9 protein-coding genes are annotated in these 13,121 nt (G+C 73.4%); 7 read left to right on the top strand and 2 right to left on the bottom strand.

The window, feature by feature from the left end; genetic code table 11:
• Nucleotide 1 precedes the first annotated feature (1 nt).
• From FFT10_RS26620 to FFT10_RS26600, 5 genes are all read left to right on the top strand, one after another.
• Nucleotides 2–952: a LacI family DNA-binding transcriptional regulator gene (locus tag FFT10_RS26620; RefSeq protein WP_228027336.1), complete on the top strand. Its 951-nt coding sequence runs from the start codon at nt 2–4 to the stop codon at nt 950–952.
• Nucleotides 952–1,881: an alpha/beta fold hydrolase gene (locus tag FFT10_RS26615; RefSeq protein WP_137735920.1), complete on the top strand. Its 930-nt coding sequence runs from the start codon at nt 952–954 to the stop codon at nt 1,879–1,881. Before FFT10_RS26620 ends, FFT10_RS26615 begins: the two co-directional genes overlap by 1 nt.
• A gap of 118 nt (nt 1,882–1,999) precedes the next feature.
• On the top strand, nt 2,000–3,901 hold the full coding sequence (locus FFT10_RS26610) for a patatin-like phospholipase family protein (protein ID WP_162520941.1): 1,902 nt from the start codon (nt 2,000–2,002) through the stop codon (nt 3,899–3,901).
• Nucleotides 3,902–4,021: 120 nt separating this feature from the next.
• A complete protein-coding gene (locus tag FFT10_RS26605; RefSeq protein WP_137735918.1) occupies nt 4,022–5,485 on the top strand; it encodes an alpha/beta hydrolase family protein in 1,464 nt (487 codons plus the stop codon).
• A gap of 28 nt (nt 5,486–5,513) precedes the next feature.
• On the top strand, nt 5,514–7,148 hold the full coding sequence (locus tag FFT10_RS26600) for a D-alanyl-D-alanine carboxypeptidase/D-alanyl-D-alanine-endopeptidase (RefSeq protein WP_162520940.1): 1,635 nt from the start codon (nt 5,514–5,516) through the stop codon (nt 7,146–7,148).
• Here the strand turns inward: FFT10_RS26600 and pncB are convergent.
• Nucleotides 7,117–8,319, bottom strand: coding sequence for a nicotinate phosphoribosyltransferase (gene pncB, locus FFT10_RS26595; RefSeq protein WP_137735916.1), 1,203 nt, complete (start codon nt 8,317–8,319; stop codon nt 7,117–7,119). The two genes, FFT10_RS26600 and pncB, sit on opposite strands and share 32 nt — an antisense overlap.
• An 89-nt stretch (nt 8,320–8,408) precedes the next feature.
• Between pncB and FFT10_RS26590 the strand changes: the two genes are divergently transcribed.
• Nucleotides 8,409–9,500, top strand: a complete 1,092-nt coding sequence (locus tag FFT10_RS26590; protein ID WP_162520939.1) for a serine hydrolase domain-containing protein — start codon at nt 8,409–8,411, stop codon at nt 9,498–9,500.
• 18 nt (nt 9,501–9,518) lie between these two features.
• On the opposite strand, the gene FFT10_RS26585 is transcribed toward FFT10_RS26590, so the two are convergent.
• The gene (locus tag FFT10_RS26585) at nt 9,519–10,310 is read right to left on the bottom strand and encodes a nitroreductase family protein (RefSeq protein WP_137735914.1); all 792 of its coding nucleotides are present in this window, start codon (nt 10,308–10,310) and stop codon (nt 9,519–9,521) included.
• Between the two features lie 83 nt (nt 10,311–10,393).
• On the opposite strand from FFT10_RS26585, the gene FFT10_RS26580 reads away from it, so the two are divergent.
• Nucleotides 10,394–13,087, top strand: a complete 2,694-nt coding sequence (locus FFT10_RS26580; RefSeq protein ID WP_137735913.1) for an ATP-binding protein — start codon at nt 10,394–10,396, stop codon at nt 13,085–13,087.
• Nucleotides 13,088–13,121 lie beyond the last annotated feature (34 nt).

Below are 13,121 nucleotides of genomic sequence, written 5' to 3'. Positions count from 1 at the left end.
GCTGGCCGGCAGCGCGCTGGTCAATGCCGAGACCCGCGGCCGCATCGCCGAGCTGGCCCGCTCGCTGAACTACAGCATCAACATTGGCGCGCAGAACCTGCGCCTGGGCCACAACAACACCGTGGCGGTGATCGTGCCGTACGACCCGCACACCCGGCAGCACCTGTCCGATCCGTTCTTCCTGAGCCTGATCGGCAGCGTGGCCGATGCGCTGACCGAGCGTGGCCACGACATGCTGCTGACCCGGGTCGACGCCGACCGGCTGGACCAGGCGGCCCAGGTCTTCCACACCGGCCGGGCCATGGGCATCGTGCTGGTGGGCCAGTGGCACCACCATGACCAGCTCAACAGCATGGCGGTGCAGGGCGTGCCCTTCGTGGTGTGGGGTGCACAGCTGCCGCAGCAGCTGTATGCCACCGTGGGTGGCGACAACCTGGCCGGCGGCCGCCTGGCCACCGCCCACCTGCTGGCTGGCGGGGCGAAGCGGGTGCTGTTCATGGGCGACCCCGCGCTGCCCGAGATCGGCCAGCGCCGCGAAGGCTGGCTGGCCGCCCACGCCGACGTTGGCCTGGCGCCCGATGCGGCGCTGAGCCGCGCCGTGCCCTTCGTCACCGAGCGCATCCAGCAGGAGATCGCCACCGTGCTGCAGCAGGGGCTGGCCTTCGACGCGCTGTTCGCTGCCAGCGACCTGATGGCGATGACCGCGGTCAGCGCGCTGCGCCAGCGCGGCGTGCGTGTGCCCGAGGACGTGCGTGTCGTGGGTTACGACGACATCGCGCTGGCCGAGCATTTCCACCCGCCGCTGTCCACCGTGCGCCAGCCGATTGCCGATGCCGGCCAGGCGCTGGTGCAGTCGCTGCTGTCGCAGCTGGCGGGCGAGCGCTGCCGCAGCGTGCAGCTGGCCACCACGCTGGTGGTGCGCGACAGCAGCGGCCCCGCCCGCCCGGGCTGATGCGCCGGCCCCGCGTCCGCGCCATGCTGGGCATCGCCGCACTGCTGCTGGCCCTGGGGGGCTGGTGGGCCTGGACGCCGGACATCCCGCGCGCCACGCTGGAGGCCCGCCACGCCAGCAGCGCGGCCGATTTCGCCACCGTCGACGGCATGCGCCTGCACCTGCGCGACAGCGGCCCGAAGGACGCGCCGGCGGTGGTCCTGCTGCACGGCTTCGGCGGCAGCGTGCACACCTGGGACGACTGGGCCGTCGGCCTGCAGGCCACGCACCGCGTGATCCGCTACGACCAGCCCGGCGCCGGCCTCAGCGTGCCCGACCGCCTGGGCCAGTACACCGACGAGCGCGGCATGCAGGTGCTGCTGGCGCTGCTGGACCAGCTGGGCCTGCAGCGCGCCAGCATCGTCGGCCACTCGATGGGCGGGCGGCTGGCCTGGCGCTTTGCCGCCGAACACCCCGACCGGGTGCACAAGCTGGTGCTGGTGGCGCCCGACGGCTTCGCCAGCCCCGGCTTCGACTACGGCAAGGCGCCCGAGGTCGGCTGGGTCACCGGCCTGCTGCGCTGGACCCTGCCGCGGCCCCTGCTGCGCGCCAGCCTGCAGCCGGCCTATGCCGACCCGGCGGCGATGACCGATGCGCGGGTGGACCGGTACCACGACCTGATGCGGGCCCCGGGTAACCGCCAGGCCCTGCTCGACCGCATGGGCCAGCTGGTGCTGCAGCCGCCCGAGCCCTGGCTGCGCCGCATCACCGCGCCTACGCTGCTGGTCTGGGGCCAGGCCGACCAGATGATTCCGGTGTCCAACGCGGCCGACTACCAGCGCGCCATGCCGCAGGCCCGCCTGGTGGCCCTGCCCGGTGTGGGCCACCTGCCGCAGGAAGAGGCGGCGGCCACATCGCTGGCTGCGGTGGACGCGTTCCTGAAGGATTAGGTCCAGTCGTCCGGCCGCCGCCTGCGCCGGCCGGTGGATGTCGCGCGCTCTGCGGGATGGACAGCCGCAGCCGGATCTGCGACCGTCGCAGCCCCCTGTCCGCCACGAGCCTGCCACCATGCCCGACCACCGCACCCCGGCCGCCGAGCCGCCTGCCGACCGCTTCTGCGACCTGGTGATGAAGGGCGGCATCACCAGCGGCGTGGTCTACCCCGGCGCGATCGAGCGGTTGTCGCACCACTACCGCTTCAAGAACATCGGCGGCACCTCGGCCGGCGCCATCGCCGCGGCGGTGACCGCCGCGGCCGAGTTCCAGCGCCGCCAGGCCGGCAGCCGCGCCGGCTTCGACCTGCTGAAGTCGCTGCCCGAGGAGCTGAAGACCGAGGTGCGCCCCGGCCAGCGCAAGCTGCTCAGCCTGTTCCAGCCGCAGCCGGCCACGCGCCGGCTGTTCAGCGTGCTGGTCAATGCGCTGAATTCCGGCACCACCAACCAGCGCATCCTGGCCATGGTCACCGGCGCGGTGAAGGCCTACTGGCCGGGCGCGCTCGGCGCCGCGCTGCTGGCCGTGCTGGCGTTGGGCATCGGCGGCATGCTGGCGGCGCTGCTGACGCTGGCGGTGGCCGGCACCGGCCTGATCGGCTGGATGACCTTCAAGGACATCACTGGCGCAGTGGTCGACAACGGCTTCGGCCTGTGCACCGGCCTCACCGAAGACCCGCAGCATGAAGCGCTGACGCCCTGGCTGCACAGCCTGATCCAGCGTGCCGCCGGCCGCCAGCCGGCCGATCCGCCACTGACCTTCGGCGACCTGTGGGATGCGCCCGGCCACCCGCCCGAACGCCTGCCGCTGCCCCCCGGCGCCACCCGCAAGTCCATCGACCTGCAGATGTTCTCCACCAACCTGGGCCATGGCCGGCCCTACATCTTTCCGCTGGCCGAGCCCAATGAGCAGGGCAGCCGCTTCCGCAGCCGCGACCGGCTGTTCTTCAGCCGCGCCGAGCTGGCCCGCTACCTGCCGCCGGCCGTGCTGGACTGGATGGTGCAGCACGGCCGCACCTGGCAACCCGAGCCCGGCCGTGAGGAACGCGACCCCAGCGCCGCCGATGCCCAGGCCCTGGGCCTGCTGGAGCTGCCGCATCCGCGCCACTTCCCGGTGATCCTGGCCGCGCGCATGAGCCTGAGCTTCCCGCTGCTGTTCGCCGCGCTGCCGCTGTGGGCCATCGACCATGACCAGGTCGGCCGCGCCCCGTTCCGCCGCTGCTGGTTCAGCGACGGCGGCATCAGCAGCAACTTCCCGATGCACCTGTTCGACGGCCTGGTGCCCAGTTGGCCCACCTTCGGCATCAACCTGGAGGACGCCATCCCCGGCCGCCCCGACACCTACCTGCCCGAGGCCTACGACACCGGCTACGGCGAGCGCTGGAACCGTTTCGACCAGGAAGGCGTGGACGGCGCGGCGCGCTTCGGCGGCTTCTTCTCCGCCATCCTGGGCGCCATGCAGAACTGGAACGACAACGCCCTGTCGCGCATGCCCGGCGTGCGCGACCGCATCGCCCGGGTGCGCCTGCTGCCCACCGAGGGCGGCCTGAACCTGAACATGGAAGGCCCGGTGATCCAGGCCGTTGCCGAGCGCGGCGAGCGTGCCGCGCTGTCGCTGGTGGCCCGCTTCGTGGCCGAGCAGGCCGACGGCCCGCAGGCGCCGGGCTGGGACGAGCAGCGCTGGGTGCGCCTGGGCGTGCTGCTGAAGATGGTCCAGGAGCGCGCCCCCGGCGTGCTGACGGCGCTGGACCCGGCCCTGCCGCATGCCACGCCGCTGCACGCGCTGATCGACCGCGCCGGCGACCCGTCGGCACCATCGCCGGCCGGCTACGAGGCGCCGCTCACCGCCGACCAGCAGGCCGCGCTGCGGGCGGTGGTCGATGCGCTGGGCGTGCTGGTCGGCACCCTGGCCCAGCCTGGCCTGCGCAGCGGTTTCCAGCCCGTGCCCAGGCCCGAACTGCGGGTGCGGCCGCCGCTGTAGCGGCCTTGCATCGGCCCGTGGCGGGCCGCTTGTCACCCGGGTGACCGCTTCGAGGGAAAGCCCCCGCGCGGCGGCGCGCGGCGCCCGCTACGCTGGCGCGCCCACCTTGAGGAGACAACGATGAACAAGATGATCGCGCTGCGCCCCGTCACCCTGGCCGCCCTGGCGCTGATGCTGGCCGCCTGCGGCGGCGGCGATGGCGACGGCGCCGGCACCGTGCCGGCCCCCGTGCCCGAGCCCACCCGCCCGCAGGACAGCCGCACCTTCACCACCACGGCCGCGACCACCTTCGCGCCGATGGCGGCTGCCGCCGGCGACACCGTCGACATGGCCACCACCAGCCGCTATGCCGGCGTGCTGGACGGCGCGTCGTACCAGATCGAGGTGCCCGCCAACTGGAACGGCAAGCTGGTGATGTACGCCCACGGCTTCCGCGGCAACATCCCCGCGCTGACCGTCGGCCCGCCGTCGATCCGCCGCCACCTGATCCAGCAGGGCTATGCCTGGGCGGCCTCCAGCTACAGCCGCAACTACTACGACGTGCGCGCCGGCGTCGAGGACACCAACAAGCTGGTGCTGAACTTCAACACCATCACCACGGCGGCCGGGCGCACCCTGGCCGCGCCCAGCCGCATCTACATCACCGGCCACTCGATGGGCGGCCACATCACCGGCGCGGCGATCGAGGCCGAGGCCGCCGCCACCGCGGTCAACAAGGTGGCCTACCACGGCGCCGTGCCGATGTGCGGCGTGATGGGCGATGCCGAGCTGTTCAACCAGTTCGCCGCGGTGCAGATGAGCGCCCAGGCCCTGGCCGGCCTGCCCAAGTACCCGTCGGCCAACTGGGCCGACATCAGCACGCAGGTGACCAGCACCCTGTTCACCACCTTCCCCAGCGTGCCCACCGCCACCGGCGCCAAGTTCGTCTCGGTGCTGCAGAACATCACCGGCGGCCCGCGGCCGTTGTTCGCCCAGGGCCTGGCCTTCGGCGGCAGCTTCCCGTCGATGTGGGGCGCGCTGGGCGGTGACGGCACCATCACCGGCATCCTCAACGCCAGCATCCTCGACACCAACGCCTTCACCTACAAGATCGACGGCGACGAGGCGGGCAGCACCGCGCTGAACGCAGCGGCGCTGAAGCTGACGGCCGCACCGGAAGCCAACCGCCTGCGCCGCGATGGCCTGCGCTGGATCCCGCAGATCAACGGCGAGATCAAGATCCCGGTGGTGTCCATCCACACGCTGGGCGACCTGTTCGTGCCGTTCAGCATGCAGCAGGTCTACCAGAAGCGGGTGGCAGCCAAGGGCAACAGCCAGTGGCTGGTGCAGCGCGCCATCCGCGGCGCCAGCCATTGCGACTTCACCGTGGCCGAGCAGGTGGACGCCTTCGAGGCGATGGTCAAGTGGGAGCGTGACGGCATCAAGCCCAGCGGCGATGACGTGGTGACCGCGGCCACCGTGGCGGCGCCCACCTATGGTTGCACCTACACCCGCGACACCCTGGGCCAGGACGACGGCGGCACCACCCGCGCCCTGCGCGGCGGCATCGCGGCATCGCTGCCGGGCGCCTGCCCGGCGCCTTGAGGCCAGGCGGACGGCGATACTTGGGCGGGTGCAAGCCACCCGCCCAGACAGCCGCCAAGTCCGCCGCCCTGCCGCCCGCCTCCCGGCGGGCCTGAGTCTGCTGGCTGCACTGGCCTGGCTGCCCGCGGCAGCCCGCGACCAGCCGCTGCCCGAGCCGGTGCTGCAGGCCCTGCACCAGGCGCGGGTGCCGGCCGATGCACTGGGCGCCATCGTGCTGCCCGTCGGCAACAGCCTGGCCAGCCGGTTGGCCCCGCGCTGGGCCCACCAGGCCGACCGGCCGATGCAGCCGGCGTCCACACTGAAGCTGCTGACCAGCATCGTGGCGCTGGACCAGATCGGCCCCAACGTGCGCGGCTTCACCGAGCTGCTGACCCGCGCGCCGCAGCAAGGCGATGTGCTGGCCGGCGACCTGGTGCTGCGCGGCGGCGCCGACCCCGAGTTCGACCTGCCGCAGCTGTGGGCCCTGCTGCTGGAGCTGCGCCAGGTGCACGGCCTCCGCATGCTGGCCGGCGACATCGTCATCGACCGCACGCTGTTCCGCCCATCGCGGCCCGAGCGCGAGGCCGCGCCCTTCGACGAGCGGCCCGAGTTCGCCTACAACCTGGTGCCCGATGCGCTGCAGCTCAACAGCCACCTGCTGCAGATCGAGATCAGCAGCGAGGGCGCCGCGCTGCAGGCCCGGGCCCTGCCGCCGCTGCCCGGCCTGGTGTTCGACACCAGTGCCCTGCGGCCGAGCGACCGGCCCTGTGCCGAATGGCTGCAGGACTGGCAGAGTCCGCCGCCGGCCGACGCGGCCGAGCCCGGCGTGCTGCGCATCCGCCTGCAGGGCGGCTTTCCCAAGGCCTGCACCCAGCGGCCCAGCCTGTACCTGCTGGATCCGCTGGCCCTGGCCGAGCGCCAGTTGCGCTGGCTGTGGGCCAGCCTGGGCGGCAGCTGGAGCGGCCAGGTGCGCGAGGCCGAGGCACCCAGCGTGCCGCTGCTCACGGCCGCGCAGCAGGCTGCGCAACTGCCGCCGCTGCGGCCGGGTGCCGCGGTGGTGGTGCCGGGCGCGCAGCGCGCCGTCAGCGGGCCCGGCCTGCGCCTGCTGGCCAGCCACCAGGCGCGGCCCTGGGGCGAGCTGCTGCGCACGCTGAACAAGCAGTCCAGCAACGTCTACACCCGCCTGCTGTACCTGCAGCTGGGCGTGGCGGCGATGGCCGACAACCCGGACCTGACCACCCGCGCGCTGGCCGACCGCGCGGTGCGCCAGTGGCTGGCTGCGCGCCGCATCGACGCGCCCGGCCTGGTGGTGGACAACGGCTCGGGGCTGTCACGCGCCGAGCGCATCAGCCCGCGGGCGCTGGCCCAGGTGCTGCTGGCCGCGCACCAGGGGCGTTGGGCACCCGATCTGCTGATGAGCCTGCCGCTGGCCGGTGTGGACGGCACGCTGCGCAACCGCCTGACCGCCGGTCCCGCCATGGGCCAGGCCCGGCTGAAGACCGGCCTGCTGCGGGATGTGAGCGCGCTGGCCGGCTATGTGACCGACCCGCAGGGCCGGCCTTGGGTGGTGGTGGGCTTCCTCAACCACCCCAACGCGGTGGCGGCGCGGCCGGCGCTGGATGCGCTGGTCGACTGGGTGGCCGGCGGCGGCCTCAGCCCGGCGTCTCCAGCGCCGGCACGTTGAACACCTGGCGCAGGTAGGCCAGGAAGGTCTGGTCGTCGCAGAGGATCTTGCCCGGGCTGTCGGACAGCTTGGCCACCGGCTGGCCGTTGCAGTGGGTCAGCTTCATCACGATGTGCAGCGTGTGCAGGCCCATGTCGTTGGTCAGGTTGGTGCCGATGCCGAAGCCCAGCTGCGTGCGGTCGGCAAAGTGCCGGTACAGCTCGAAGGCCTTGGGCAGGCTCAGCCCGTCAGAGAACACCAGGCGCTTGGTGTGGGTGTCGATGCGCAGCCGGGCATAGTGGGCCAGCGCCTTCTCGCCCCACACGATCGGGTCGCCCGAGTCGTGGCGCAGGCCGTCGAACAGCTTGGCGAAGTACAGGTCGAAGTCGGACAGGAAGGCGTCCATGCCCACCACGTCGGTCAGGGCCACGCCCAGGTCGCCGCGGTACTCCTGCACCCAGGCCTCCAGCGCCGCCTTCTGGAAATCACGCAGCCGCACGCCCAGGGCCTGGTAGGTCTGCAGGAATTCATGCGCCATCGTGCCGATGGGCACCAGGCCGAGGTCGCGCGCCAGCAGCACATTGCTGGTGCCCTTGAAGAACTCGGGCACTTCGCGCTGCAGCGTGGCCACCACCTCGCGGTGCCAGCTGCCCGAGAAGCGCCGCCGCACGCCGAAGTCGAAGAACTCGAAGGGGTTGCGGCGCCGCGGCTCCTGGCCGAAGGCGCGCAGCAGCGCCACCTTGTCGGCCAGCCGGCGGCGGCCCTCGGCCACGGCCGGGGCCTGCTCGAAGCGGCGGAAGTACAGCTCGTTGACGATGGCCAGCACGTGGATCTCGAAGGCCATCACATGCACCTGCGGGCCGCGGGCCACGATCTCCAGCGTGCCGGCGTTGTCGCGCACGGTGATGAAGTCGCGCTGGAACTGGAAGATGCGCAGGAAGTCGACGAAGTCCGTCTTGATGAAGCGCAGCCCGCGCAGGTAGGCCAGCTCGTCGGGCTGGAAGCGCAGGCTGCACAGGTGGTCGAGCTGCTCGTTCAGCTCGCCGATCAGGTGCGTCAGCGGGTAGTCGCGCGCATTGCGGCAGATGAAGACGTACTCCGCCTGCGTCTGCGGATGCCGATGCAGCATGGCCTGCCACATCGTGAACTTGTAGAGATCGGTCTCCAGCAGGCTGCGGATGACAGGTTGCATGGTGGGCAGGAGGGCAACGGATCCGCCGCCGTAGGGGGTTCGGGCCAGTATAGGATCGGCCACCACTGCCACCGATGGGGGCTTGCGCGATGCGCCGACGACGCCTGCTGGCCCTGGCTGCCCTGCCTGCCTTGCCCATCGCCGCAGTCCGCGCGCAAGACGCCGCGCCCGCCTGCACCGGCAGCCACGCCGGGCTGTGTGCACTGGCCACCCGGGTGGCCGGCGACGGCAGCAACACGCATGCCCTGCTGGTGCAGCGCAGTGGCAGCACCCTGGCCGAGGCCTACTTCACCGGCAGCGACCGGCCCTCGGGCGACTGGTTCGCGCGGGAGGTGGTGTTCACCGCCGACCATCCGCACGACCTGCGCTCGATCAGCAAGAGCATCACCGGCCTGGTGGCCGGCATCGTGCACGGCCGCGGCCAGCTGGATCTGCAGCAGCCGGTGCTCGACAGCTTTCCCGAGCTGGCCGACCTGGCCACGCCGGCGCACCGGCAGATCACCGTGCAGCACCTGCTGGACATGACGGTGGGCTGGGAATGGGACGAGTGGACCGTGCCCTATTCCAACCCGGCCAACAGCGAGACCCGCATGGCGATGGCGCCCGACCGCAACCGCCATCTGCTGGGCCTGCCGATGCTGCACGCCCCGGGCACCCGCTGGGCCTACAGCGGCGGCGCCACCGCCCTGCTGGCCGACATCCTCGAGCGCCGCAGCGGCCAGGGCCTCAAGGACCTGGCCCAGGCCACGCTGTTCGATCCGCTGGGCATCCCGCCGGTCACCTGGCGTGCCGACCGACAGGGCCGCACGCTGGCCTTCTCGGGCCTGCGGCTGCGCCCGCGCGAGCTGGCGCGCATCGGCCGGCTGCTGCTCGATGGCGGGCAGTGGCAGGGCCGCGCGGTGGTGCCGGCCGGCTGGATCGCCGACACCCTGGCCACCCGGGTGCCGGCGGTCGACGGGCTGCTGTTCGGCCGCCAGTGGTGGCAGGGCCGCTTCAGAAGCGGGCCGGGCGCGGGGGTGGACTTCATCGCCGGCATGGGCAACGGCGGCCAGCGGCTGTTCGCCGTGCCGGCGCTCGATCTGGTGGTGGTGATCACCGCCGGCCGCTACAACCAGCCGGCCAACGGCGTGCCGTCCAGCCAGCTCTTCCGCCAGGTGCTGGCCGCACTGCAACCGGCCTGACGCCCCGGTGCCCGCGTCTCAGCCACCGAAGCCGCGTGCGCGCAGCAGGTCTTCCAGCGCGGCCGAGTCGCGGGCGAACTGGTCGGGGTCGTACTTGATCTTGCTGGTGTAGAACTGCGCCAGCGAGCGGATGCCGTGTTCGGCCCAGCGTGCCGCCATCTCCGGGCCCAGCGCCAGGTAGCGTTCGCGGCCACGTTCCTCGCGCTCGCCAAAGTGGGCGTCGATGTCGGCAGGCGTGGGGCGCTGGTAGCGCTCGTTGTGGATCCAGGCCGCGCCCGGCAGGCGGTCGCGCGACGGCGGGGATTCGGCTGGCCAGCCCACCACCATGCTGGTCACCGGCAGGCAGTGGTCGGGGCAGTCCAGGAAGTCGGCAATCGCCTGCATCGCATGCAGCGTGGTGCCCATGTAGCAGATGCCCAGACCGTGGCTCTCCAGCGCCAGCGCAGTGGTCTGTGCCAGGATGATGGCGTCGTAGCCCGCCACATGCCAGCTGATGAAGTCGGCAAAGCCCAGGCGCGCATCCCGCTGCGCCAGCCACTGCCGGGTGCGGTGGCTGTCGGCGCAGAAGGTCAGCACCAGCGGTGCCTGCAGCACCATCGGCTGGTCGAAGTGCAGGGTGCACAGGTGCTGCTTGCGTGCGGCATCGCTGGTCTTGATCACCGACACCAGGTTCAGGTTGCCGCTGGACGAGCTGCCCTGCAGCGCCTGCACCAGCACGCGGTCGACCAGCGCCGGGTCGATGCCCCGGTCCTGGAAGCATCGGATCGAGCGGTGCTGTCGCAGCAGGGCGGAGAAGGCGTCGGCGGTCATGGCTGGTGTGGCGGGGCGGTGGCCGCGATCATGCCAAGGACAGCTGCCGCGCAGGCGCCCGCGCGCCGATAGACTGGGGTCCGATGTCCGACCTGCTGCCCCTGCGCCGCCCCACGCCTGCCGAGCCGCTGCCCGCCCGGCTGCCGGCGGCCGGCGAGCTGCCAGACCTGCGCTTCGGCCGCTTTGAGCTGCAGGTGCGCGAGCGCCGGCTGCTGGCCGATGGCCAGCCGGTGCCGCTGCAGGCCCGCGCGCTGGATCTGCTGATCGTCCTGGCCCGCCACCCTGGCCAGTTGCTCGGCCGCCAGCAGCTGCTGGAGCGGGTGTGGCCTGGGCTGGTGGTCGAGGAGAACAACCTCAGCGTGCAGATCAACGCGCTGCGCAAGGCGCTGGGCGCGGACTGCATCAGCACCGTGCCCGCCCGCGGCTACCGCTTCACCGCCACCGTCGAGCCGGTGGGCGCCACGGTGGCGGTGTTGCCGCAGCGGCCGCCGCTGGTGGCCCTGCCCGACACCCACCTGCCGGCCGCCCTGCCGCCGCTGATCGGCCGCGACGCCGACCTCGCCGCGCTGGCCGCCCTGGTGGCGCGCGACAGCCTGGTCACGCTGACCGGCGCCGGCGGCATCGGCAAGACCCGGCTGGCGATGGCGCTGCTGCACGGCCAGCAGGCGGCCCACGCCCACGGCGTGTGCTTCGTCGAGCTGGCGGCGGTGCAGCAGCCCGAGGCCGTGCCGCAGGCGGTGGCCGCGGCGCTGGGCCTGCGCCTGCCCGCCGGCGACGACCGCAACGCGGCCCTGGCCCAGGCCCTGGCGCCGCTGCGCCTGCTGCTGGCGCTGGACAACGCCGAACACCTGGCCGCCGCGGTGGCCGGCCTGGCCCAGGCGCTGCGCCGCAGCGCGCCCGGTGTGCGCCTGCTGGTCACCAGCCAGGTGCCGCTGCAGCTGCATGGCGAAGCCGTCTACCGCCTTGGTGCCCTGGGCCTGCCTGAACCCGGCAGTGCCGAGGCAGCCAGCGCCCAGGCCGCGCTGGACCATGGTGCGGTGGCGCTGTTCGTCGCCCGCGCCCAGGCGCTCGACCACCGCTTCACCCTGACCGAGGACAACGTGGCCGAGGTCGTGGCGCTGTGCCGCGGCCTCGACGGCGCAGCGCTGGCCATCGAGCTGGCCGCCGCGCGCCTGCCGCTGCTGGGCCTGCGCGGGCTGGTGCAGTCGCTGGGTCGGCGCCTGGACCTGCTGCGCCACGGCCCGCGCGACGCGCCGGTGCGCCAGCAGACGCTGCGCGGCGCGCTGCAGTGGAGCCACGGCCTGCTGGGCCCCGCCGAGCAGGTGGTGTTCCGCCGGCTGGCGGTGTTTGTCGGCAGCGCCCCGCTGGACCTGGTGCTGGATGTGCTGGCCGACGACGATGCCGACGGTGGCACCGTCGGCCAGCCGCCACTGGACCGCCTGGCGGTGCTGGACGCGCTGGGCGGCCTGGTCGACCGCTCGCTGCTGAGCCTGCTGCCCGCCGCCCCGGACGAGGCTGGCGGCGATGGTGACGACGCCGCGCCGCAGCCCCGCTACCGCCTGCTGGAAGGCCCGCTGGCGCTGGCCCGCGAGCAGCTGCCCGCCGCCGGCGAGGCCGCCGCGCTGCAGCGCCGCCATGCCCAGGCCCTGGCGGCGCTGTGCGACCGCATCCATGCCGATCTGCTGCAGGGTCGCTGCCGCGCCGACACCCTGGCCGAGCGCCTGGCGCCCGATCTCGACAACGCCCAGGCGGCGCTGCGCTGGGCGCTGGACCACGCGCCGCTGCTGGCCGGCCGCATCGCGCCCACGCTGTCGGTGGCGCTGGGCGTGCACCGCCATGCCGAGGGCGAGGCCCTGTGGCAGGCCATGGCACCGCTGCTGGCGGCCGGTTCGCCGCTGCCGGGGCTGCTGCTGGCGCGCAACCTGCTGCGCGGCTCCGAGCAGGCACAGAACATCCGGCCGCGCCAGGCGCTGGCCTGGGCGCAGCAGGCCCAGGCGCTGGCGATGGCCGAGGCCGACCACCGCCTGGCCTGCCTGGCGCTGCGGGTGGTAGGCTTCACCGCCCAGCGCCTGGGCGACCGCGACACCCTGGTGGCCGCCGTCGCCCAGGGCCAGGCGCTGGACGATCCCGCCTGGCCGGCCTACTTGCGGGTGGTGCTGGCCAGCAACCAGGCCTGGCTGGCCCTGGTCGACGGCGACCACGGTGCCTGCCTGCAGGCCTGCCAGCAGCAGCTGCTGCTCAGCCGCCTGGCCGGGCTGGGCGAGGTGAATGTGCAGATCAAGGTCGGCAGCGCGCAGCTGGCCGCCGGCCGGCTGGACGAGGCGGTGCAGACCTTCCGCGCGCTGGCCGCCCGGCTGCAGGGCGCGCGCGACCAGCAGCACCTGGCGCGGGTGTTGTCCAACCTGAGCGCGGCCCTGCTCAGCCTGGAGCGGGCGGCCGAGGCCCGTGCCGTGCTGGCGCAGCTGTGGCCGCTGGCCGGCCGCTACGACATGCTGCCGCTGTGGGCCGACGATGCCGCCCTGGTGGCTGCGCTGGACGGCCGCGGCGCCGAGGCGCTGCAGCTGGCCGGCCATGCCGATGCCGCCTTCGCCGCGCTGGGCCAGCCGCGCGAAGCGGTCGACCAGGCCCGCATGGACCGGGCGCTGCAGCTGGCGCACCAGGCGCTGGCCGGCCAGCTGGACGCCGCCGGCTGCGCCCGGCTGCAGGCCAGCGGCGCCCATCTGCCGGCTGCCGCCCTGCCGGCACTGCTGTTCGGCAGCGGCTTCACGCCGAATTAACGCCGGCTGAAGGACGCGGGCCGCGGCGGCCACC

The sequence above is a fragment of the Pseudaquabacterium pictum genome (assembly GCF_005403045.1).
GTDB lineage: Bacteria > Pseudomonadota > Gammaproteobacteria > Burkholderiales > Burkholderiaceae_C > Pseudaquabacterium > Pseudaquabacterium pictum.
The sequence above is the reverse complement of the archived record's forward strand: the minus strand, read 5'-3'. Positions and strand labels throughout refer to the sequence as shown.